Origin of the sequence: Niveispirillum sp. (assembly GCF_017996735.1) — a bacterium.
In the GTDB taxonomy this organism is placed as follows: Bacteria; Pseudomonadota; Alphaproteobacteria; order Azospirillales; family Azospirillaceae; genus Niveispirillum.
In genome coordinates, this window is sequence record NZ_JAGOGJ010000038.1 from 18816 (window position 1) to 42009 (window position 23194).

The 23194-nt window shown below is 65.4% G+C and carries 22 protein-coding genes and 1 other RNA gene; 15 read left to right on the plus strand and 8 right to left on the minus strand.

Annotation, left to right across the window (positions count from 1 at the left end):
* Nucleotides 1-18 precede the first annotated feature (18 nt).
* From KBA48_RS14105 to KBA48_RS14155, 11 genes are all read left to right on the plus strand, one after another.
* Nucleotides 19-474: an SUF system Fe-S cluster assembly regulator gene (locus tag KBA48_RS14105; RefSeq protein WP_292907384.1), complete on the plus strand. Its 456-nt coding sequence runs from the start codon at nt 19-21 to the stop codon at nt 472-474.
* 39 nt (nt 475-513) lie between these two features.
* Entirely contained in the window at nt 514-1995 is a 1482-nt protein-coding gene (sufB, locus tag KBA48_RS14110; protein ID WP_292907386.1) for a Fe-S cluster assembly protein SufB, read from the plus strand.
* Nucleotides 1996-2159: 164 nt separating this feature from the next.
* Complete coding sequence (locus KBA48_RS14115; protein ID WP_292907388.1) at nt 2160-2444, plus strand: GIY-YIG nuclease family protein; 285 nt, start codon at nt 2160-2162, stop codon at nt 2442-2444.
* 187 nt (nt 2445-2631) lie between these two features.
* Nucleotides 2632-3384: a Fe-S cluster assembly ATPase SufC gene (gene sufC / locus KBA48_RS14120; protein WP_292907432.1), complete on the plus strand. Its 753-nt coding sequence runs from the start codon at nt 2632-2634 to the stop codon at nt 3382-3384.
* Between the two features lie 3 nt (nt 3385-3387).
* Nucleotides 3388-4266, plus strand: a complete 879-nt coding sequence (locus KBA48_RS14125; RefSeq protein ID WP_292907390.1) for a GNAT family N-acetyltransferase — start codon at nt 3388-3390, stop codon at nt 4264-4266.
* On the plus strand, nt 4267-5526 hold the full coding sequence (sufD, locus tag KBA48_RS14130) for a Fe-S cluster assembly protein SufD (protein ID WP_292907392.1): 1260 nt from the start codon (nt 4267-4269) through the stop codon (nt 5524-5526).
* A gap of 4 nt (nt 5527-5530) precedes the next feature.
* Nucleotides 5531-6436 carry a GNAT family N-acetyltransferase gene (locus tag KBA48_RS14135; RefSeq protein WP_292907394.1) on the plus strand — a complete coding sequence of 302 codons (906 nt, stop codon included), beginning with the start codon at nt 5531-5533 and terminating at the stop codon, nt 6434-6436.
* Nucleotides 6436-7707 (plus strand): aminotransferase class V-fold PLP-dependent enzyme, encoded by a 1272-nt coding sequence (locus tag KBA48_RS14140; RefSeq protein ID WP_292907396.1) that lies wholly within the window; start codon nt 6436-6438, stop codon nt 7705-7707. The genes KBA48_RS14135 and KBA48_RS14140 overlap by 1 nt, the downstream gene beginning before the upstream one ends.
* Before the next feature lie 14 nt (nt 7708-7721).
* The gene (sufU, locus tag KBA48_RS14145) at nt 7722-8204 is read left to right on the plus strand and encodes a Fe-S cluster assembly sulfur transfer protein SufU (protein ID WP_292907398.1); all 483 of its coding nucleotides are present in this window, start codon (nt 7722-7724) and stop codon (nt 8202-8204) included.
* A gap of 52 nt (nt 8205-8256) precedes the next feature.
* Nucleotides 8257-8607: an SUF system Fe-S cluster assembly protein gene (locus KBA48_RS14150; RefSeq protein ID WP_292907434.1), complete on the plus strand. Its 351-nt coding sequence runs from the start codon at nt 8257-8259 to the stop codon at nt 8605-8607.
* Between the two features lie 17 nt (nt 8608-8624).
* Nucleotides 8625-8969, plus strand: coding sequence for an iron-sulfur cluster assembly accessory protein (locus tag KBA48_RS14155; RefSeq protein ID WP_102112382.1), 345 nt, complete (start codon nt 8625-8627; stop codon nt 8967-8969).
* Nucleotides 8970-8975: 6 nt separating this feature from the next.
* Here KBA48_RS14155 and eutC read toward each other — a convergent pair whose 3' ends face one another.
* The 5 genes from eutC to secA form a co-directional block, all read right to left on the minus strand.
* Nucleotides 8976-9737, minus strand: coding sequence for an ethanolamine ammonia-lyase subunit EutC (eutC, locus tag KBA48_RS14160; RefSeq protein WP_292907400.1), 762 nt, complete (start codon nt 9735-9737; stop codon nt 8976-8978).
* Nucleotides 9734-11125, minus strand: a complete 1392-nt coding sequence (locus KBA48_RS14165; RefSeq protein ID WP_292907402.1) for an ethanolamine ammonia-lyase subunit EutB — start codon at nt 11123-11125, stop codon at nt 9734-9736. Before KBA48_RS14165 ends, eutC begins: the two co-directional genes overlap by 4 nt.
* 110 nt (nt 11126-11235) lie before the next feature.
* Nucleotides 11236-11871 (minus strand): MarC family protein, encoded by a 636-nt coding sequence (locus tag KBA48_RS14170; RefSeq protein WP_292907404.1) that lies wholly within the window; start codon nt 11869-11871, stop codon nt 11236-11238.
* A gap of 86 nt (nt 11872-11957) precedes the next feature.
* Nucleotides 11958-12557, minus strand: a complete 600-nt coding sequence (locus tag KBA48_RS14175) for a class I SAM-dependent methyltransferase (protein ID WP_292907406.1) — start codon at nt 12555-12557, stop codon at nt 11958-11960.
* Between the two features lie 424 nt (nt 12558-12981).
* Entirely contained in the window at nt 12982-15732 is a 2751-nt protein-coding gene (secA, locus tag KBA48_RS14180) for a preprotein translocase subunit SecA (protein WP_292907408.1), read from the minus strand.
* Nucleotides 15733-16083: 351 nt separating this feature from the next.
* On the opposite strand from secA, the gene KBA48_RS14185 reads away from it, so the two are divergent.
* A complete protein-coding gene (locus KBA48_RS14185; RefSeq protein WP_292907410.1) occupies nt 16084-17007 on the plus strand; it encodes a peptidylprolyl isomerase in 924 nt (307 codons plus the stop codon).
* Nucleotides 17008-17170: 163 nt separating this feature from the next.
* On the opposite strand, the gene KBA48_RS14190 is transcribed toward KBA48_RS14185, so the two are convergent.
* Both KBA48_RS14190 and KBA48_RS14195 read right to left on the minus strand, forming a co-directional pair.
* Nucleotides 17171-18232 carry a hypothetical protein gene (locus KBA48_RS14190; RefSeq protein ID WP_292907412.1) on the minus strand — a complete coding sequence of 354 codons (1062 nt, stop codon included), beginning with the start codon at nt 18230-18232 and terminating at the stop codon, nt 17171-17173.
* 153 nt (nt 18233-18385) lie between these two features.
* Nucleotides 18386-18979, minus strand: a complete 594-nt coding sequence (locus KBA48_RS14195; protein ID WP_292907414.1) for an AAA family ATPase — start codon at nt 18977-18979, stop codon at nt 18386-18388.
* Nucleotides 18980-19079: 100 nt separating this feature from the next.
* Between KBA48_RS14195 and KBA48_RS14200 the strand changes: the two genes are divergently transcribed.
* From KBA48_RS14200 to ssrA, 3 genes are all read left to right on the plus strand, one after another.
* Entirely contained in the window at nt 19080-19979 is a 900-nt protein-coding gene (locus tag KBA48_RS14200; RefSeq protein ID WP_292907416.1) for an ABC transporter substrate-binding protein, read from the plus strand.
* Nucleotides 19979-20965: an iron ABC transporter permease gene (locus KBA48_RS14205; RefSeq protein WP_292907436.1), complete on the plus strand. Its 987-nt coding sequence runs from the start codon at nt 19979-19981 to the stop codon at nt 20963-20965. Before KBA48_RS14200 ends, KBA48_RS14205 begins: the two co-directional genes overlap by 1 nt.
* 46 nt (nt 20966-21011) lie before the next feature.
* Nucleotides 21012-21365, plus strand: a transfer-messenger RNA (tmRNA) gene (gene ssrA, locus KBA48_RS14210).
* Nucleotides 21366-21403: 38 nt separating this feature from the next.
* Here the strand turns inward: ssrA and KBA48_RS14215 are convergent.
* A complete protein-coding gene (locus KBA48_RS14215; protein ID WP_292907418.1) occupies nt 21404-22783 on the minus strand; it encodes a CoA transferase in 1380 nt (459 codons plus the stop codon).
* Nucleotides 22784-23194 lie beyond the last annotated feature (411 nt).

The following is a 23194-nucleotide window of genomic DNA, read 5'->3' on the forward strand; positions in this document are numbered from 1 at the left end:
GAAAGGTTCGCAACGCCCATGCTGCGGCTCAGCAAGATGACGGATTACGCCGTGGTGGTCCTGACCACCCTGGCGCATGCCGACAGCGCGCTGCACACGGCCAATTCCCTGGCCGACCGCACGGGCCTGCCCATGCCAACGGTGCAGAAGCTGTTGAAGCTGCTGACGCGGGGCGACCTTCTGCAATCGCACCGGGGGGCGGCGGGCGGCTACAGCCTGTCGCGCACGCCGGACCGGATCAATGTGGTGCATATCATCGAAGCGATCGAGGGGCCGATTGCGCTCACCGACTGCGTCGATGGCGGTTCCGGCGGCTGCGGGGTGCAAAGCCTTTGCTCCCGCAAGAACCATTGGGAAAAGGTGAACAGCGCCGTGCGCCGCGCGCTGGAGGATGTGACGTTGGCCGACATGGCCACCCCCGCTTTGTTCGATTTCGAGCGTGAGCCGGCGCCCCGCGCCGCGCTGGCCGGTTGAACGGGTTCGGGGAGAGGGGTTTGAAGGGGAGCGACGGATATGGCCGCCACTGAACAGACGATCGAACAGGTCAAGAGCCTGGCGGAGGGGAAGTACAAGTACGGCTTCTTCACCGATATCGAGTCGGAAACCGCGCCCAAGGGCCTGTCCGAAGACATCGTCCGCTTCATCTCCGCCAAGAAGGGGGAGCCGGAATGGCTCTTGGAATGGCGGCTGAAGGCCTATCGCCACTGGCTGACCATGGAAGAGCCGGACTGGGCCAAGCTGCATTATCCGCCCATCGACTATCAGGACAGCTATTACTACTCAGCGCCCAAGACGACGGCCGGGCCAAAGTCTCTGGACGAGGTCGATCCCGAGCTGCTGAAGACCTATGAGAAGCTGGGCATTCCCCTGAAGGAACAGGCCATCCTGGCCGGTGTCGAGGGAGCGGGCGACAGCCCGTCCATCGCGGTCGATGCCGTGTTCGACAGCGTCTCGGTCGCCACCACCTTCAAGAAGAAGCTGGAGGAAAAGGGCATCGTCTTCTGTTCCATCAGCGAGGCGGTGAAGACCCACCCCGATCTGGTGCGCCAGTATCTGGGCACCGTCGTGCCCTATTCCGACAATTACTTCGCGACCCTGAACTGTGCCGTCTTCACCGACGGGTCCTTCGTCTACATCCCCAAGGGCGTGCGCTGCCCCATGGAACTGTCCACCTATTTCCGCATCAATGCGAAGAATACGGGCCAGTTCGAGCGCACCCTGATCATTGCCGACGAAGGGTCCTACGTCAGCTATCTGGAGGGCTGCACCGCCCCGCAGCGTGACGAGAACCAGTTGCATGCCGCCGTGGTCGAACTGGTGGCGCTGGATGACGCCACCATCAAGTACAGCACGGTCCAGAACTGGTATCCGGGCGACGAGAATGGCAAGGGCGGCATCTATAATTTCGTGACCAAGCGCGCCGCCTGCCGTGGCCGCAATTCCAAGGTAAGCTGGACCCAGGTGGAAACCGGGTCGGCCATCACCTGGAAATATCCAAGCTGCATCCTGCAGGGCGACAATTCGGTGGGCGAGTTCTATTCGGTTGCCATCACCAACAACATGCAGCAGGCCGATACCGGCACCAAGATGATCCATATCGGGAAAAACACCCGGTCGACCATCATCTCCAAGGGTATCTCCGCCGGCCGCGCGCAGAACACCTATCGCGGTCTGGTCCGCATCCTGCCCAAGGCCGAAAACGCCCGCAACTTCACCCAGTGCGACAGCCTGCTGATCGGCGACAAGTGCGGGGCGCACACCGTGCCCTATATCGAAAGCCGCAACCGCACCGCGCGGGTGGAGCATGAGGCGACGACGGCCAAGATTTCCGAGGACCAGTTGTTCTATTGCCGCCAGCGCGGCCTGAAGGAAGAAGACGCGGTCGGCCTGATCGTGAACGGCTTCTGCAAGGAAGTGCTGAAAGAACTGCCCATGGAATTCGCCGTGGAAGCACAGAAGCTGGTGGCGATCAGTCTGGAGGGAAGCGTGGGGTGATACTCTCAACTGCCATGCCGTCCCTCCCCGTCATCCCCGCGAAAGCGGGGACCCAGCATGAGGCGCGGTTAGCGCCGATATGAGTCATCTCACGGCTATCGCCACTCTCATCGGGTCCCAGCACATCAAGGGGATAGGAGGGAAGGGCGGAGGTAAAGGAACAGATGCCCGGCTATGTCTATATCCTGGCCAGTGCACGCAACGGGACGCTCTATATTGGCGTGACCAGCGACATCGGCAGGCGGGTGTGGGAACACCGGGAAGGTTTGGTTGAAGGGTTCGCAAAGCGGTATGGCATCAAGACTCTGGTCTACTATGAAGCGTTCGAGCGGATCGACGATGCGATCCATCGCGAAAAACGCCTGAAGAAGTGGAACCGGGCCTGGAAGCTGGAGCTGATCGAATCGTCCAACCCGGATTGGAACGATTTGAGTTCGACGTTGCTGTAGATCGCTTTACGGCCATTCCCGCGCAAGCAGGAACCGTGAGGCACCATCGGCAGCGATACAAGTTATGTCGCGGCTATCGCCGCTCTCGCTGGGTCCCCGCTTTCGCGGGGATGACGGTGGGGGGGCGGGGTCGTAGAGCAAAGACAGGAACCGGATTAGGTCCGGCAGTACGGAGCAGCAAATGTCCCTGATCGAAATCAAGAACCTGCACGCCACGGTCGATGGCAAGGCGATCCTGAAGGGGATCGATCTGACCATCAATGCCGGCGAGGTGCATGCCATCATGGGCCCCAATGGGGCGGGCAAGAGCACCCTGTCCTATGTGCTGGCGGGCCGTGAAGGCTATGAGATCACCGAGGGAAGCGTCACTTTCGACGGCCAGGACCTGCTGTCCATGGAGATCGAGGAGCGCGCCGCCGCCGGTCTGTTCCTGGCCTTCCAGTACCCGGTCGAAATCCCGGGCGTCAGCAACACCACCTTCCTGAAGGAAGCGCTGAACGCGGTCCGCAAGACGCGGGGGGAGACGCCGCTGGACGCCATGCAGTTCCTGAAGCTGATCCGGGCCAAGGCCAAGGATCTGTCCATGACGGACGACATGATCAAGCGCGCCGTCAATGTCGGCTTCTCCGGGGGCGAGAAGAAGCGTAACGAGGCGCTGCAGATGGCCGTGCTTCAGCCGAAACTGGCGATCCTGGACGAGACCGACAGCGGCCTGGATATCGACGCGCTGAAGATCGTGGCCGAGGGCGTGAACAAGCTGCGCGGGCCCGAACGCGGCATGCTGGTCATCACCCATTATCAGCGCCTGCTGGATTACATCGTGCCCGACGTGGTGCATGTGCTGGCCAATGGCCGCATCGTGAAATCGGGCGGCAAGGAACTGGCGCTGGAACTGGAAGCCAACGGCTATGCCCAGTTTGGCGTGACCGAGGCGGCCTGAGCCATGGTTGCCCCCGGTGTGCGCATCAGCATCGAATATGACGTGCCGGTCACGGGACCGGACGCGGATATCGTGCTGGGCGGGTTGATGGCCTACAACGCTGCCGCCTTGCCTCCGGTCCAGGGGCGGTTCGTGGTGGTGGCGGGCGATCCGGAGACGGGGGCGCCGCAGGCGGGCCTGTCCCTGACCCAGTGGGGGCGTGACGCCTATTGTTTCTGGGGCATCTGGACGGTTCCCGGCATCGACCCCGGCGCGGCCATCGCGGCCGTGCTGGCGCGCACGGAGGCTGAGTTGGCCCGGCGCGATGCCGACCGGTTGATCATGGTGGTGCGCGCCCATGACGATACGGCCCCCTATCTGGCCGCTGGCTACGCCGTGCGGCAGGTGATCGGCCCGCATATCCGGGGCGGTGTCTTCACCGTCCTGGAAAAGCGGATCGGTAAGGGCGAGGCTGTGGTGCCGGGCGGCTATGCGCTGGCGATCCATGAACCGCCGGCCAAGCATCTGGCCAAGGAGATCTGGCGCATCACCGATGCCCGCCGGCAGGCGGTGTTGGGTGCGCCCGTGAAACTGGTGGCCGCCTATGTCCGGGACGTGATCACCAACACTCCGCGCGGGGGCGCCCTCTGCTATGCCGTGGACAGCGACTTCATGGTCGACATGGTCTGGCTGGATGACAGTCTGCGCGGCACCGGTACCGGCTTTGCCATGCTGGCCGCCGCCTTGGATGAGGGGCGCAAGCTGGGCTGCACGCGGGCGGCGGTGGAGACGATGGATTGCCAGGCGCCCCAATTCTATCCGCTGCATGGGTTCCAGCGCTTCGGTTATGCCGAATATGACGTGCCGGGCCTGAACATGAACTTCTACGACATGAAGCTTTAGATGATGCGCGACGAACAGAACCAGACGGCCAAGAATTTCGTGGAACAGGTGGTGGCCCTGGCCCCCGCGCTGGCCGGTCCGCGTGGTGAGGGGCTGGAGCGCTTTGCCAAGGCCGGCCTGCCCAGCACAAGGGTGGAGGCGTGGAAATTCACCAATCTGCGCGGGCTGGACAAGCTGACCCTGGGTCCGGCGCCCGACGCGGCGACGGTGACGGTGGATGCCATCCCGACCGCGCTGGATGCGCCCGGCCCGCGTCTGGTGTTTGTCGCCGGACAGTACCGCGCCGACCTGTCGCGCGTGGGCGCGTTGCCCGAGGGCGTGGTGCTGGCTGCATCGACCGGTGATGCCACCCCCGTGGCGGGCGAAGGTCCGTTCCGTGCGCTGAACAGCGCCCTGTCGTCCCAGGGCGCCGCCCTGCGCGTGGCGGCCGGTGTGAAGCTGGCCAGTCCCGTGGAACTGGTCTTCATTGCTGCGACCACCGGTGACAAGGCCGCCCTGTGGAACCCGCGCATTACCATCGACATTGCCGACGGGGCCGAGGCGACGGTGGTGGAACACCATGCCGGCGCCAATGCCGGCACCTATGTCAGCAATATCGTGGCCGATGTCACGGTCGGCGTCGCCGCCCGCCTGCATCATTACAAGCTGCAGGCCGAGGGTCTTGACGCCTGGCATCTGGCCAACATTTCCACCCATCTGGCCCGGGACGCCGTCTATGACACGTTTGTCCTGAACCTGGGCGCGCGTCTGTCCCGGCATGAGGCGCGGCAGGTGCTGGACGGTACCGGCATCGCGGCGCGGGTCTCCGGCGCCTATGCCATCAGCGGCAATCAGGTCAGCGACATCACCACCCTGATCGACCATGCCAAGCCGCATTGCACCAGCCGTGAGGTGGTGAAGGGTGTGATCGACGGGTCGGCCCGCGCCGTGTTCCAGGGCAAGATCATCGTGCGCCCCGATGCGCAGAAGACCGATGGTTATCAGTTGAACCGCGCCCTGCTGCTGTCCGATCAGGCGGAGATCAATTCCAAGCCGGAATTGGAAATCTACGCCGACGATGTGAAGTGCAGCCATGGCGCCACGGCGGGTGAACTGGACGAGGACCAGATGTTCTATCTGCGCGCCCGTGGCATCCCGCGTGATGCGGCCCGCGTGCTGCTGATCGGCGCCTTCCTGGATGAGGCGTTGGACGAGATCATCGACGAGACGGTGCGGGCCTATTTCCGCGCCCGTGCCGAGGCCTGGATGGGGGCCCGCTGATCCGATGCCTGACAGCCTGTCCCGCCGCTCGACCCTGACATTCTACCGCCGCCACCCGGCGGATGGGGATGTCATGGCCTGGCTGCATGAACGGGCCATGGTGGCGGAACGCGCGGCGTTGGGAATGGACCGCAAGCCGCTGGGCCTGTTCATCCGCGACATGGGTGGGGTGATCCAGGCCGGGGCCGTTGTCTGGCTCTATGGTCCTGACGCCTATATCCATGTTCTGTGGGTGGACGCGCCCTGGCGCGGCAAGGGGCTGGGGGCGGCTCTGCTGGTCGCGGCGGAGAATGCGGCCATCGCGGCGGGGGCCAACCGGCTGTACCTGTCGACCATGGGGTTCCAGGGGCCGGATTTCTATCCGCGCTATGGCTTTGAAAGCCAGGGCGTGTTTGCCGATTTCACCTGGGGCCATGACCGGCATTATTTCAGCAAGGCGCCGCTGTCCATCGCCCCGGCCCTGCCGCTGCCCGCCGGCTTGTTCCTGCACCGGGCCGAAGCGCCCGACGCGGCTGACATTGCCGCCGTGGAGAACGGCCTGGATGCGCATTGGTACCTGACCATCCCCGACCCCTATACCGAACTGACGGTGGAAGCGGTGGATGGCGGCGGCATACGGGTGGCGGCCGGTCTGGCCGTGCTGGATGGCGCCTATCTGACGCTGGTCGATCTGGCCGTGGTGCCGCTCTGGCGCGGCAAGGGCCTGGGACGGCAGGTGCTGGGGGAACTGGAGCGGCTGGGGGCCGAGGCGGGGTGCCGCTGGGCCACGGTTATGCCCATGGATTACCAGTCACCGGGCTTTTTCCGGCACCTTGGTTATGCCCGCCGCATGCGGGTGGACAATTACCTTCTGGGCCAGGGCCGCGATTGGTTGCGGCGGGCCATCGGGGATGCCATTGGGGATGAATGATGTCTGATCTGTTGAACCCGACCCTGGGCAATGCCCCCTATGACGTCATGCGCGTGCGTCAGGATTTCCCGATCCTGACCCGTCTGGTGCATGAAAAGAAGGGGCGTGCCGGCAAGCCGCTGGTCTATCTGGATAATGGTGCCTCCGCGCAGAAGCCGCGCGCCGTGATCGACGCCATGAGCCACCTGCTGGAAAATGACTACGCCAACGTGCATCGCGGCGTGCATTTCCTGTCGCAGCGGTCGACCGACCTGTATGAGGCGACCCGCGACAAGGTGGCCAGGTTCCTGAACGCGCCCAGCCGGGAGAACATCGTCTTCACCCGCAACGCGACGGAGGCGTTCAACCTGCTGGCCAATAGCTGGGGCGGGCGGTTCCTGAAGGCGGGTGACGCGGTCGTCATCTCCTGGATGGAACATCACGCCAATATCGTGCCCTGGCAGCTTCTGCGTGACCGGATCGGCATCAATATCAAGGTCGTGCCCGTGCTGGATGATGGCAGCCTGGACATGGCGGCCTATGAGGCGATGCTGACGCCCGAGGTGAAGCTGGTTTCCATCACCCATGCCAGCAACGTCCTGGGTACCGTCAACCCGGCCGCCCGCATCGCCCGGCTGGCCCATGCCAAGGGCATCCTGGTCGCCTTCGACGGCAGCCAGGCCGCCGTGCATCAGCCGGTGGATGTGCAGGCCATCGACGCCGATTTCTATGTGTTCACCGGGCACAAGCTGTATGGCCCCACCGGCATCGGTGTGCTGTATGGCCGCAAGGAGCTGCTGGACAAGATGCCCCCCTGGCAGGGCGGCGGCGACATGATCAGCACCGTCAGCTTCGAGAACACCACCTATCGCGAGGCGCCGTACCGGTTTGAGGCCGGGACGCCCGCCATCGTGGAAGGGATCGGGCTGGGGGCCGCCATCGATTATGTGTCGGCGCTGGGCATGAGCGCCATCCAGGCGCATGAACAGCGGCTGCTGGCCTATGCCACGCACCGGCTGTCGGAGATCGAGGGGCTGCGCATCATCGGCACCGCCCCGGACAAGGCCGCCATCATCAGCTTCACCATGGACGGCATCCATCCCCACGATATCGGCACCTTGCTGGACCGCGGCGGGGTGGCGGTGCGGGTGGGACGGCATTGCGCCGAGCCGCTGATGGACCGGTTCGGGGTGGGGGCGACGGCGCGGGCCAGCTTCGGCCTCTATAATACCGAGGCCGAGGTGGATGCGCTGGTCGACGCAGTCCAGGCCTGCAAAGCCTTTTTCGGATAAGGGCGGATATCCATATGTTTGATGATCTGCGCGACCTTTACCAGGAAGTCATCCTGGACCACGGGAAACACCCGCGGAATTTCGGCAAGCCCGCCGCCTTCAACCGCACGGCCCGGGGTGACAACCCCATGTGCGGGGACAAGATCGCCATCTACCTGACCGTGGGCGCGGACGGCACCATTCAGGACCTGCATTTCGATGGTCGCGGCTGTGCCATCAGTCAGGCCAGCGCCAGCCTGATGACCGAGATCCTGCGTGGCAAGTCGATGAAGGAAGCCGAGGCCCTGTTCGGCTATTTCCACGACATGTGCACCAAGGACGAGGATGAACAGGGCGACCATGGCACCCTGGACGAGGATGCCACGGACAAGCTGGCCGTCCTGTCGGGTGTGCGCGAATTCCCCATGCGGGTGAAATGCGCCACGCTCGCCTGGCACACGATGAACGCCGCGCTGCATGGCGAGGCAACGACTTCCACTGAAAACGCGTCCTTCTGAGCGGACACCGATCATGAGCCACAGCCACCGCCCCATCGCCCCCGACGTATCCATGGGCAGCCCCGTGGACATTCCGGCGGATGAGAAGCTGCCCGCCGACGCCCCCCTGCATGACCGGGTGGTGGAGGCGCTGCGCACCGTTTATGACCCGGAAATCCCGGTGAATATCTATGAGCTGGGGCTGATCTATCGCTGTGACGTCGATGCTGATGGCGATGTCGAGATCGACATGACCCTGACGGCGCCGGCCTGCCCGGTGGCCGGTGAGATGCCGGGACAGGTGCAGCAGGTGGTGGCCGCCGTCGATGGCGTGAACAGCGTGCATGTCGAACTGATCTGGGAACCCGCCTGGGACCCCAGCCGCATGAGCGACGATGCCCGCATCGCGCTCAACATGTTTTAAGGGTTGAGGAGGAAATGATGGCCCGTGCATTGCCCAAGGCCCTGACCCTGACCGACGCGGCCGCTGAGCGCGTGAAGGAACTGATGTCCCGGTCGGACAAGCCCATCATCGGCCTGCGCGTGGGCGTGAAGACGCGCGGCTGTTCCGGCATGTCCTATTTCGTGGAATATGCCGAGGAAAAGAAGAAGTTTGAGGAAGTGGTGGAGGATAAGGGGGTGACCATCCTGATCGATCCCGCCGCCACCATGTTCCTGATCGGCAGCGAAATGGACTATGCCGAGGACAAGTTCCAGTCCGGTTTCACCTTCAAGAACCCCAACGAGAAAGCCCGCTGCGGCTGTGGAGAGAGCTTCTCGGTCTGACGCCTTCTATGCCCCCGGCAAGGCGGGTGGCCGATCCTGTTTCAGGCCGATCCCCGTCAGTTTCAGCCGCCGCGCCTCCGCCATCAGCCAGGCGATCAGGTCGGCCGCCAGGGCAGGGGAGTATCCGTCGGGACGGATGTTGGAGACGCAGTTGCGCTCGGCATCGCGGGTGACGCCCGGCTGGGGGCTGAAGGTCAGGTAGGCCCCGATACTGTCCGCGGCGGTCAGGCCGGGCCGTTCCCCGATCAGCATCACCACCATGGCGGCGTTCAGCGCCGCCGCCACGTCATCGCCTAGCGCCACCCGCGCCTGCCGTGCCAGGATCAGCGGGGCGACATCCCACCCGGCCAGACGCGGCAGCAGTTCATCCACCAGCGTCTTACCATGGTCATGCATGGCGCGGGAGGACAAGCCATCAGCCAGCACGATGACGGCGTCATAGGATTTTTTCGGCCCCTGCCCCTGACAGCGCATGCCCGACAACAGGGCCAGATCATCATCATGCAGGCGCCTTCCCAGGTCGGGGCGCTGCAGGTAGCTGGCGCGATCCGGCGCCCGGCTGCGCACCAGCAGGGTAGGATGGTCCGACAGGGTGTCGGCCAGCCCCTCGGCATCGAAAGGCTGATGAACGGCATCGCGGGCCAGGGCGTGTGCCGCCTGGAATTCCAGCAACCGTGCCACGGGCAGGGCATCGCCCGTGCGGCCCAGGGCGATCCGGGCCTGGGTGAAGCGGCGCAGGCCGGCCCAGGGATCGAACGTATCCTTCATGCCGCCACCCCATCAATCAACTTGCGCGCGCCGCTGCCGGCGGAAAGGGCGGGGCGGATGCGGGCATCGCCATCCATCACGCCCATCTGTTTCAGCCAAGCCTCGAACTCCGGTGCCGGACGCAGCCCCAGCGCGCTGCGCACATAATTGGCGTCGTGGAAGCTGGTGCTTTGATAGGACAGCATCACATCATCCGCCCCCGGCACCCCCATGATGTAGGAACAGCCCGCCACGCCCAGCAGGGTCAGCAGAGTGTCCATGTCATCCTGGTCGGCCTCGGCATGGTTGGTGTAACAGACATCCACCCCCATCGGCAGGCCCAGCAGCTTGCCGCAGCAATGATCCTCAAGGCCGGCCCGGATGATCTGCTTGCCGTCATAGAGATATTCGGGACCGATGAACCCCACCACGGTATTGACCAGCAGCGGATCGAAGGCCCGCGCCACCGCATAGGCCCGCACCTCCATCGTCTGCTGGTCCAGGCCGTGATGCGCGTCTGCCGACAGCGCACTGCCCTGGCCGGTTTCGAAATACATGACATTCTGCCCGACGGTCCCGCGTTTCAGGCTGGTGGCCGCCTCCTGCGCTTCCTTCAGGATCGACAGGTCGATGCCGAAGGACCGGTTCGCCGCCTCTGACCCCGCGATGGACTGGAATACCAGATCGACGGGGCCGGCGCGTTCCATCACCTGGATCAGGGTGGTGACATGGGCCAGGACACAGGACTGCACCGGCATATCGAAACGCCGGCGCAGATCATCGATCATGGACAGAAGCTCCAGGCACCGTCCCACCGAATCGGTGGCGGGGTTGATGCCGATGGTGGCATCGCCACAGCCATACATCAGCCCGTCCAGGATGCTGGCGGCGATGGCCTTTGGATCGTCGGTCGGGTGGTTGGGCTGCAGCCGCACGGACAGCCGGCCCGGCAGGCCGATGGTGGTGCGGAAGGCCGTCACGACCCGGGCCTTGCGCCCCACGGTGATCAGATCCTGATTGCGCATCAGTTTCGACGTGGCCGCCACCATTTCCGGTGTCAGGCCGGGGGACAGGGACGACAGGGCGTCCGATGTGGCGGCATCCGACAGCAGCCAGTCGCGCAACTGTCCCACCGTGAAGGACGCGACGGGGCCGAAGGCGGTGCCGTCATGGCCGTCCATGATCAGCCGCGTCACCTCATCCGTCTCGTAAGGAACCAGCGGTTCGGACAGGAACGTCGTCAGCGGTACATCGGCAAGGGCGATGCGGGCCGCCACCCGTTCCGCGTCACTGGATGCCGCCACCCCGGCCAGCAGGTCGCCCGACCGTGCCGGCGTCGCCCGCGCCAGCAGGGTTTTCAGATCGTCGAACCGATATGTCGTCCGCCCCACGGTCGCGCTGTATGCCATGGCCCGCCCCCGCTGTTTGACAGGCAACAGCGTAGCAAAGCGGGGCGGTCTGGCAAGATGTTGCGGCGCAAAATAAACGGCATCGGTCACATCGCGTGACCGGGGCCGGATCAGGTCATCCAGCCGGGGAACAGCGCCCGCAAACCCGCCGCGATGATCTCCACCGCGACGGCGGCCAGCAGCAGGCCGGTGAGCCGGTTCATGATGTTCAGACCCGTCTGGCCCAGCTTGTTGCCGATGGGAACGGCCAGGCGCAAGGTCAGCAGCAGGAAGGCGCAGACGATCAGGATGCACCCGACCAGCACGGCGAAATGTTCCCAGCCGACACCCCGCTGCGCCTCGATGATGACGGCGGAGATGGAACCGGGACCGGCCAGCAGCGGCAGCCCCAGCGGCACCACACCGATGGCCTGCCGCGTTCCGGCCTCGTCCGCTTCCTGCGGGGTCTGCTTCATGCCCGACACGGTGGCATTCAGCAGGGACAAGGCGATCAGCAGCAGCACGATGCCGCCACCAACCCGGAAACTGGCCAGACTGGTGCCCAGCACGGTCAGGATCGCATCGCCCAGGAAGACGGAACTGACCAGCACGGTAGCCACCGTCAGGACGGCGGAAAAGGCGATGGCATTGCGTTCCTTCGCACCGCGCCCCTCCGTCATGCCCAGGAAGATGGGGATGGCGGCAAAGGGTGTCAGGATAGCGAACAGGGCGATCAGGAAACGGGAATATTCGGACCAGGCTTCCATGGAGATGTCCGGCGAGCAACGGGTGTGGGGCCGAACCATAGCACGGATGCGGGGGCGGATTGGAAGGGGCGCGGTGGGTCCCGTGCTCAGCCGGCCGGGCGCCGCAACCGGCGGGCCACCCGGCCCAGGATTTCGCGCGGGGTGGATGCGCGCTCGGCACCGATCCGCGGGGCCATCTTGGTGGTGTGCCGCCCCTTCTCGAACGCCACCATGCTGTCATAGAGGTGGATGGACAGGGTCGAGCGGGTGAAATCGTCGGGCGGCAATTCGCCCCTGGTATGGTCGGCGTTCAGGCTGTCGATCAGGTCCTTGGTCAACTCGATGAAGCTGCCCTTCTGCCGGTATCCACCCTCATATTCCGGCCAATAGGCGGTGTGCAGATCCTCCACCATGTACACACCGTTCTTCGACACCTTCGGATAGAGGTAACGAAACGTGGCGTCGATGTGGGACATGATGTGGCTGCCATCGTCCAGCACCACGTCCGGCGGCCCGAACTCGTCCAGAATCTGCTGCAGGAACCCCTCATCCTGCTGCGGACGGATACGCACATGGATCTGGTCCGCCTCGAACGCCTTGCACGCGGGGTTGATATCGATGCCGATGATGGTGGCGTGCGGTCCGAAATAGCGCTTCCACATCTGCAATGACCCGCCGCTGCCGCAGCCGATTTCGATAAAGGTCATGCTCTTACCAACCCATGGCGCAAAATGGCGTTCATAGGCCGGAAAATAATGCTTCCACTTATGGACAACCCGTCCCGTGTTGTTATGGAAATCCTGATAGAGATTCATGTTCAGCACCCCTCAACATGATCCCGGCAAGGCTGGATGACGGATGGAAAACCGGCCCGGCACTCGACGGCAGAACTGGAAAACACAATCCCATCCCGGAATTGTTTGCCGATGGTCTGGGATATCGCCGGGGCTGTCAAATAATCTATTGGTTAATACTTTTGTCTGTTTGCCACACTATTGTAGTCGATTGGAGGGGCCAGTCCCCATGCCGCGATCTTCGGCCCTAAAACAAAAAGGACCGCCACCGGTCCCTTTCGGGGAGGCGGTGGCGGTCCTTTTCATCTGGGACACGGATATGTCGTGACCTTGCCGGTCAGGTCGTTTGACCGTGACAATGCTTGAACTTCTTGCCGCTGCCGCAGGGGCAGGGCGCGTTGCGCGGGGTGTTCACCCAGGCGTCGCCCTCCGTGAGGTCGGTCTCCTGTGCCACGGGCAGGGCGGCGGCCCCCATGCCGAAATTCGGCACCGTGGCGCGGCGCATGCCCTCGGGCAGCGGCGCATCGGCCGGCGGCTGGCCGGCGAAGGCCGGGTCCAGACGGGTTTCCTGACCGAATTCCGGCATGGGCATCGGCATCGGCTCCGGCTCGCTGACCCGCACCTGGATCAGCATCAGCATCTGGGTCACCTGCTCCCGCAGATTATCCAGCAGGCCGGAGAACAGCTCGAACGCTTCCTTCTTATATTCGTTCAGCGGATCGCGCTGCGCATAGGCGCGCAGGTTGATGCCCTGGCGCAGATGGTCCAGCGACAGCAGATGGTCCTTCCAGACCTGATCCAGGATCTGGAGCAGCAGGCTCTTCTCGATATTGCGCAGAAGGGCGGCGCCATAGGCTTCTTCCTTCTCCGCCATCTTGTCGTCGGCGAATTTCAGCAGCCGCTCGGTGATCTCCTCGTCCGCGATGCCTTCCTCCTTGGCCCATTCACGGACCGGCAGGTCGGCACCCAGCAGGCGCAGGCATTCCTCATGCAGCAGGTTGACGTTCCACTGCTCGGCATAGGCGTTTTCCGGAATGGAGCGGCGCACCATATCGGTGATCACTTCGCGCCGCATGGACGTCACCATCTCCTGGACGTCCTCAGCCTCCATGATCTCCTTGCGCTGTTCATAAATGACCTTGCGCTGGTCATTCATGACGTTGTCGTATTTCAGCAGATTCTTGCGGATCTCGAAATTGTGGGCTTCGACGCGCTGCTGGGCTTTTTCCAGGGCCTTGTTGATCCAGGGATGGATGATGGCCTCACCCTCCTGCAGGCCCAGCTTCTGCAGCATGCCGTCCAGGCGCTGGCTGCCGAAGATGCGCATCAGATCGTCATCCAGCGACAAGAAGAACTTCGACGCGCCGGGATCGCCCTGACGGCCCGAACGGCCGCGAAGCTGATTGTCGATGCGGCGGCTTTCATGGCGCTCGGTGCCAACCACATACAGGCCGCCGGCCTTCAGCACGACATCCTTGGCCACCGCGATCTCGTCGCGGATGGTCTGGATGCGGCGCTGGCGCTCCTCACCCTCCGGCACCTCGGCCAGTTCGAATTCCACGCGCATCTCGAAATTGCCGCCCAACTGGATGTCGGTGCCGCGGCCGGCCATGTTGGTGGCGATCGTTACGGCACCGGGACGACCCGCCTGCGAAACGATATAGGCTTCCTGTTCGTGGTAACGGGCATTCAGCACATTGTGCGGGATGCCCTTCTTCTTCAGCAAGGCGGCCAGCGTTTCCGACTTCTCGATCGATACGGTGCCGACAAGAACCGGCTGCTGCCTCTCACGGCATTCCTCGACCAGCTTGACGATGGCCTCGTACTTCTCCGCCGCCGTGCGATAGACCTCGTCATCCTGGTCCTTGCGGGCCACGGGCAGGTTGGTGGGGATATCCACCACTTCCAGCCCGTAGATCTCGGAGAATTCGGCCGCTTCCGTCATGGCGGTACCGGTCATGCCGGCCAGTTTCGGATACAGGCGGAAATAGTTCTGGAAGGTGATGCTGGCCAGCGTCTGGTTCTCGCGCTGGATCGAGACACCTTCCTTGGCTTCCAGGGCCTGATGCAGGCCCTCCGAATAACGGCGCCCCTCCATCATGCGGCCCGTGAACTCGTCGATGATGACGACCTTGTCGTCCTTGACGATGTAATCGACATTGGTAGTGAAAAGCTGATGCGCCTTCAGCGCCTGGTTCACATGGTGGACCAGGGAGATATTGTGGATGTCGTACAGGTCGCCGGTCTTCAGCAGATCCATGTCCTTCAGGATCTGCGCCACCTTCTCCGTACCCGATTCGGTCAGGGAGACGGCCTTGGCCTTCTCGTCCTTCTCGAAATCGCCCTCACCGATCAGGGCCATCACCTTGTTAATGGCGATGTACAGTTCTGACCCGTCGGTGGAAGGGCCGGAAATGATCAGCGGCGTGCGCGCCTCGTCCACCAGGATGCTGTCGACCTCGTCGACGATGGCGTAATTGAAGGGCCGCTGCACCATGTCGGTCAGCCGGTACTTCATATTGTCGCGCAAATAGTCGAAGCCGAATTCGTTGTTGGTGCCATAGGTGATGTCGCTGGCATAGGCGGCGCGGCGTTCCTCGTCATCCAGCCCGTGGACGATGACACCCGTGGTCAGGCCCAGAAAACCGTAGAGCCGGCCCATATGGCTGGCATCGCGGCGGGCCAGATAATCGTTGACGGTGACGACATGCACGCCCTTGCCCTGCAGCGCGTTCAGATAGACGGCCAGGGTACCGACCAGGGTCTTGCCTTCGCCCGTGCGCATTTCCGCGATCTTGCCGGAATGCAGCACCATGCCGCCGATCATCTGCACATCGAAATGCCGCATGCCCATGACACGCTTGGACGCCTCGCGCACCGTGGCGAAGGCGTCGGGCAGGATGGCGTCCAGCGTCTCCCCCTTCTCCAGCCTGTCGCGCAACCAGTCCGTCCGCATCTGCAATTCGGCATCGGACAGGCTGGCCAGTTTGGACTCCAGCGCGTTGATGGCTTCCACCCGCTTGCGCAGGCCCTTGACCACCCGCTCATTGGCGCTGCCGAACAGCTTGCGGGCGATGGCACCGAACATAGAAGCACTCCAGATAGGAACAGGCGCGAAGGACACCGGACATGACGAAGTCCCGGTAACGGCCGGGCTGGCCGCCGGGGGGGCTGTTTGGTACTGGAACAGAGTTTCCCCATTCCAGCGCCCGTCACAGATAAGACCTGATATCACGCGGGTCAATGCGGCATGCCACCCCGGAACGGGTTTTCGGGAGCTTTGCAGCCATGAAATGGCCATGAACGGGCGCTTTCCATTGGCCTTATGGCCATATCCAAGGCCCCTTGCCTGTCTGTGGCCTGTCATGCTTTATGCCGGTGCGGTCTGCTGGGGATGTTCCCGCCGACCGACCGGATTGTTTGCAGGGAACCCCCACAGATGTCGTTCAAGACCATGCGTGCCGCCCTGGTTGTCGCCGCCCTCGGGTCGGTCGCCGCCGTCGCACTGTCCCCGGCCATGGCCCAGGATGCGGCCAAGCCGGCCGCGGCCCCGGCCGCCAAGCCCGCCGCCGGCGGTTCGGCGCTGGCCGACGACCCGGTTGTCGCCCGCGCTAATGGCAAGGAATTCAAGCGCTCCGACGTGATCGCCCTGCTGCAGCAGCTTGATCCGCAGGTGCAGCAGATGCCGTTGCAGATGATCTATCCGCAGTTGGTCGATCAGTTGATCCAGGCCCAACTGGTGACCGAAGCCGGCTACAAGGCCAAATTGCAGGATAGCGCCGACGTCAAGAAGCGCCTGAAGCTGGCCGAGGAGCAGTTCGTGCAGCAGGCCTGGCTGAAGGGCGAGATCGACAAGAAGCTGACCGCCGACAAGCTGAAGGCCGCCTACGACAAGTGGATCAAGGAGAACCCGCCGCAGGACGAGGTTCGCGCCAGCCACATCCTGGTGAAGACCAAGGAAGAGGCCGACGCCATCATCAAACAGCTCAAGGGCGGCGCCGACTTCGCCAAGCTGGCGGCCGAGAAGGGCACCGACGGCACCAAGGACCAGGGCGGCGACCTGGGCTATTTCGTGAAGGACCGCATGGTCCCGGCCTTCGCCGAAGCCGCTTTCGCGATGAAGGTGGGAGAGATCAGCCAGACCCCGCTGCAGACCGAATTCGGCTTCCATGTCATCAAGCTGGTCGACAAGCGCAAGCAGACCCCGCCGACCTTTGACCAGGCCACGCCGCAGCTTCGCCAGATGGTGGCGCAGGACATTGCCGAGGAGCTGGTGAAGGGCCTGGAAAAGACCGCCAAGGTCGAAAAGTTCAACATTGACGGCACGCCAATGGCCAACGCCCCGGCGCCGCAGAAGAAGTAAGCGGCCGACCGTCGTTCCGACCGCCGGTGTTCGCCTGTGTCAGGGGCCGCGAGGATTGTCTCGCGGCCCCTTTCACATCCGGTTCCGAGCCGACCGCCGGGCGTTGCCGCTACGCGTCCCCCCCCGGGCGTTGCCGCTACGCGTCCCCCCGGGCGTTGCCGCCCTAAGCGTCGTTGGCGGCGGGCATGTCGCCCAGGGACAGTGGTTCATGATCGGGGAAACGGTCCAGCAGGGCATCCGCCTCTGCCACCACCGGGCCACGGTCGGTGATGAAGCCGCTGACCAGTGGCAGGGACAATATGTCCAGACCCGGCGCCGCGATGGCGGCGGGACCCAGGCCCTGCCAGTTGATGGCCGAGGCGGGCAGGCAGACATGCAAGGGCGCGCCGGATGATTTGGCGGCCCGCGCCAGATCCGCTGTGCCGGCCTGCGCCAGAACATCACCACGGGCATTGGCCCGTAACGCCGCCACGAACAGCCGTTCCACCACGCCGCGCTGCACCAGATCGACCGCTTCTTCCAGGGTGCAGGGGCTGTGCGGGATGCCGGCTTCCATCATTTCCCAGGTGGTCAGGGGGCCGATGGTCACCACCTGCGGCGGGGCGATATCCTCCCCCAGCACGCCGCCGGTGGCGCGGCGCAGATCCACCTGTTCCTGTGCCAGGAACAGGCCCGACGATGCCGCGCCCCAACCCACCGATGACAGCCAGCCCGGTTCGGAGGCCAGCAGGACCGTCTGTGGCTTGCCATCGCCGCCACCGGCGCCGACTCGGCGCAGCAGTCCCATGGCGTGCCGGCCGATGGCCAGATTGGCGGCCAGTTCCTCCGTGGCGATGGCGTCGGCTTCCATATAGGCGCGGTCGGCGCGGTCGATCTTGGGGGTGACGTCCAGAACCTCCCGCATCCGGTCCAGCACGCCGCGCAGGCGTGGGCAGCGTGGATCGATGGTGGCCAGCGCATGCCAGGCCGTCATGACGGGCACGATGTCGGGATCGCGTCTGGCCGCCAGGGCCAGCCCATAGCCGGCCAGGACCGCAACCAGGCCCGGACCGCGGGCCACGCCGCCGACGATGGCGCCCAGCACATCACCGACGCTGGCCAGACGCCGGACCAGACATTGCGCAGGAAGGGCCGTCTGGTCGATCAGTTCCACGCCCCAGCCATCATCCGCCAGCCATACCGACTGGTGCCGTACATATCGGCGGAGGGAGGTGGCAGCGGGCATAGGAGTCCTGTTTCCGTTTGCGTCCCCACCATGGACCGCCGCTGCGGCGCGGGTCAAGCCGCGTGACCATGCCCGCACGCGCAGGGCTGTTTCCATGCCCGCCGTTTGTCCGGCAATTCCATGCCGGCCCCATCCCGGCCCGGTGTTGCCCGGTCAGGGGCTGGCGTCGGCCCGTCCGGCACCCACCCCCGCCGACATCCGATCCCGCACCAGGGACGCCACGGCCGTGACAGGGGCCTTGCCGGTGATGGTCAGCAGGCGGCGGGGGGCCACATAGCGATGGCACAGCCCTTCCAGCACGGTCTGGAAATGCAACTGCAGCCAGGGATTGGGCGACCGGATGCCATCGGCCGCGATGGGATGTTCGCCCCAGGGCAACAGCACGACCAGATCGTAATCGGCCATGGCGCAGACGGCGCGGGCCAGCAGCGCCTCCGTCGCGGCGGGATCATCGACGCCAAATCCGTTGGCCAGCCAGAAGGCGGCCATGTCCAGCGGCGTGCGGTCGGTAATCAGGCCGCCCCGGTCGCGGGCCAGATCCAGGGCCAGATCGTCGGCATCGCCGGCGATCATGCGGCGATGGCCGTCGCGCGACAGGCTGTGCGGGTCGAAGCCGGCGGCCAGACGGTCGCGCATGCCTTCCGCCCGGACCGGCAGGCCCAGAAGGTGGGAAAGCGTGGCTGCAAGACTGGTCTTGCCCGTGCCGGCACTGCCCGTGATCCCGATGCGTGGCCGCCGTTCAATCATCGACGCCTCCCCCCGCCTTGCCCGTTCCGTCGCGACCGCACTATGCATTATAAAGTCGCGCCCGCCGGTTGTTCGGCGATCCGGGTCCAAGGATAGCATCGTGCCAACCAAGCCCGCCGCCAATCCCCGCGAAAGGCGGGGGTCCACCGGCCTTTCCGTCATCGGTCTGATCTATGTCGCCAGCATGGCGTTACTGACGCCGATTGCGGCGAAAGCGGGGCCGGCGCGCGTCGTGTCGCTTAATCTCTGCACCGACCAGCTTGCCCTCGCCCTGCTGCCGCGCGACCGGATCGCGGCCCTGTCGTTTCTGGCGGCCGATCCCGGCCTGTCGGCCCTGTCGACCCAGGTGGGGAACATCCCGCTGGTCCAGGGCATGGCGGAGGAGGTGCTGCCCCTGGCGCCGGATCTGGTCCTGGCTGGCACTTTCACCACCCGCCCCACCATCGCCCTGCTGCGCGCGCGCGGCGTACCGGTGCTGGAGGTCGGGCTGGTCCAGGATTTCGACGGAATCCGCGCCCAGATCCGGCAGGTGGCCGCCGCGCTGGATGTTGTGCCGCGCGGGGAAGAGATGATCGCATCCATGGAGGCGACACTGGCGGCGGCCCAGGCCCCGGCGGGACGGGCCGACCGGCTGCGTGTCCTGTCGCTGGCCCCCGGTGCCTTCACGGCCGGGTCCGGAACCCTGTCGGACGCGGTGATCCGGGCGGCGGGGCTGGTGAATTACGCGGCAGACAAGGGGCTGGTAGGCTACGGCTATCTGCCGGTTGAAACGGTGGCGGCCGATCCGCCGGACCTGCTGATCGCCAATGCGGATGAGGGCGGGCACCCGTCGCTGAACGGGCAGATGCTGACCCATCCTGCCCTGGACCGGGCCGTGCCAGCGGCGGCGCGGCCCGGGGTGCCGGGCAAGCTCTGGACCTGCGGCGGCCCGTTCACGGCGGATGCGGCCGCGATGCTGGCCCAGGCGCGCGACCGGATATTGTCGGCAAGGGGGGAATGATGCGGCGCGTGGCACCCTGGCTTCTGGGCCTGGCCCTGATCCTGTTTTTTGTGACCTCCCTGTCCGTGGGGCCGGCGGCCGTGTCGCTGCCGCTGGTCCTGCGGGAATGGTGGGCGGGCGGGGACAGCACGGCGGGCGTGATCTTTGCCCAGATCAGGCTGCCGCGCGCCCTGCTGGGCCTGGGCATCGGCGCCGTGCTGGGCCTGTCGGGGGCAGCGTTGCAGGGGCTTTTGCGCAACCCGCTGGCCGAGCCGGGGGTGATCGGCGTATCGGCCAGCGCCGGGCTGGGCGCCGTCATCGCCTTTTATTCCGGGGCCAGCCTGCTGTTCCCGCTGGCGCTGCCGCTGGGCGGCATGGCGGGGGCGCTGATCGCCGTGACGCTGCTCTATCTGCTGGCCGGACGGCAGGCATCGGTGCTGACCCTGATCCTGGCCGGCGTGGCCATCAGCAGCCTGGCCGGGGCCCTGACCTCGCTGGCCCTGTCGCTGTCGCCCAACCCCTTCGCCCTGACGGAGATCGTGTTCTGGATGCTGGGGTCGCTGGCCGACCGGTCCATGAACCATGTGGGCGTGGCCGCCCCGTTCATGGCCGCAGGCGCCCTGCTGCTGCTGCTGTCTGGACGCGGGCTGGACGCCCTGTCGCTGGGGGAGGGCACGGCGCAGTCCATGGGGTTCAGCCCGCGCCGCACAGGCACCCTGGTCATCCTGGGCACGGCCCTGTCCGTGGGGGCGGCCGTGTCAGTGGCGGGCGCCATCGGCTTCATCGGGCTGATCGTGCCGCATCTGCTGCGCCCGCTGGCCCGCGCGCAGCCGTCACGACTGCTGCCTTTGTCGGCGCTGGGCGGGGGGGCCTTGCTGCTGGCCGCCGATACCGCCTTGCGCCTGGGCGGGCCGGGTCCGGAACTGAAACTGGGCGTGGTGACGGCGCTGCTGGGCGCGCCGTTTTTCCTGGCCCTGGTGCTGAAGACACGCACACGCATGGTGTGAAGGAAGGGGCGGGGCAGGCATCGCCGCCGTCCCCCCGCAAAATATCCCCCTTTAAACCCGCGTTCCGATCGCCTATATGAAGCCTGTCGGGTTCGCCCGACTATGGGGATAAACGCGGTGTGGAATAGACGTTGCGGACCCGGGGGCGGTACCCGGCGCCTCCACCATTCACCTTCGGCCTGACGGCTGCGGGTTCATGGGGGCGAAACAGGATCGACGCGCGTAATAAAGGCATAGTCTTCCCTCGGCATGATACCGCCGTTATCGGGTCAAACCTCATAGATGCCAACGATAACTCGGCGTCTGACCTTCGCATGGCTGCCTGATTCCCCCTAAAGGGCGTTAGTCAGTTTGCTTAAGTCGCAGCCCGGGGGGAGCTGGGCAACAGAATCCCCCCACCTTATCTATTTTTTTTCCCTTCGTTTTCCTGCCTGCCCCTCACGGTGTGGTCCAGGCCGGGGCATCCGTGCCCAGCGGTCCCGCCGGCCGGTCCCAGAAGGCGGGCGCCCCGGGCATGTCCAGCGCGGGACGCAGGCGGTGGACGGGGCCCCAGCCCGTCATTTCCAGATCCGGTTCATGATCCTCCGGCCCGGCCGGGGCCAGGGGTGGCGCGGTTGCGGCGGCCGGCGCCATGGTCAGCAGTGCTGCCATCCGCGCCAGAGAGGTGCGCCAGCGCGATCCCCGGCCCGTTGCCGTCCGGTGATTCAGACCATGCAGGGCGCAGGCGGCCAGCAGGTAACCCGTGGCGTGGTCCAGCGCCTGCACGGGCAGGGGCTGTGGACGGTCGCTCCCCTTCCAATCCATGCCGGCCTGGGCGATGCCGGTGCTCATCTGCACCAGGCTGTCGAAGCCACGGCGGCCGGCCCAGGGGCCGGTCCAGCCATAGGCCGACAATGACACATCGATCAGGCCGGGCCGGATCGCTTGTCGCCGCGCCGCACCCAGACCCAGCCGGTCCAGCGCGTCCGGGCGATAGCCATGCACCACGATATCCGCCCCTGCCAGCAACTGTTCCAGCCGGGCGCGATCCTCTGGCTGTTTCAGGTCCAGCCGGGCCCGGTGCTTGCCCGGCGTGACGTCGGGCAGAACGCCCGGCTCGTCCCAATCCGGCGGATCGATCCGCCGCACCGACGCGCCATAGGAGGCGAGGAACCGTGTCGCGACCGGCCCGGCCAGCACGCGGGTCAGGTCCAGCACCCTGATGCCCGCCAGCGGCCGATCGGCCTCCACCGCCGCCGCCGGGCCTGCGCCTTCCGTGCCTTCCTCGACCCAGACCAGCGGTTCGGCGGCCAGGGCAGCGCCCTGCGGATGGGCCGCCCATGCCTGGCGGCTGCGCATCGCGGCGGCACAGCCGCCTGCTTCCACGACCGCCTGTTCCAGGGCGTCGGCCGACCATTGGGCGACACGGGCGGCAACGGCATCCCGGTCGGCCGGCACCCCCAGCACCTGCAGGGCCGCCGCGCGGTGATGCGGGGCATTGGTGTGCAGCCGGATCCAACCATCAGCCGTCGCATAATCACCCGCCACCGCATCCCAGGCGGCGGGCAGGGTCCAGCCGACCGGTGTCACCGAGCCCTGGAACCAGAGGGAGGCACGCCGCCAGTCCACCCGGAAAGGGCCGGGGTCCCGCCCCGCAAGGCGCAGCCGCGCGGCCATGCCCGTTCCGGCGGCAATGAGGCTGGCCGCGGCCAGATCGGAGACGGGGAAGCAGGAAGGCAGGCTGCCCGCATCCGGGTCCGACAGGGTGAAGGGCAGGTCGGGCAGGTTCAGCGCCTGACGCAACTGCTGCAACAGGAAGGTCAGGGGGTGGGGGTGCATGCGGGAACTCCCGTCAATGGTGCCTGCTCCCTTTGTTGGACCGGAATAATATATGGTCAATATTGATTCATTGAATCAATATATCGTGCTTTGCCTGTCGATTGGGCTGGGGTGCCGCCGATTTGGGCAAGTCGGAATGTTGGACAGGCCGCCCTGTCCGGAAAAGGGCCATATCCGCCGGTTTCCACACTTGGCACGCGATTCGCAAAGGACTTGGTGCACATGCACAGGGGATATTGGGTGACCCCACCGGCTGGTGACAGGCGGTCGGCATGATGTTGAAATTGGGGTCCCGTGTTGGGGCCTGGCTGGGGATCGACGCCCGGCAGCGGGGTGACCTGCTGCCGGGCGTTGTTTGTTTGGGTGACACCCCCCTCCCTCGTCATCCCGGCGAAAGCCGGGACCCAGCGC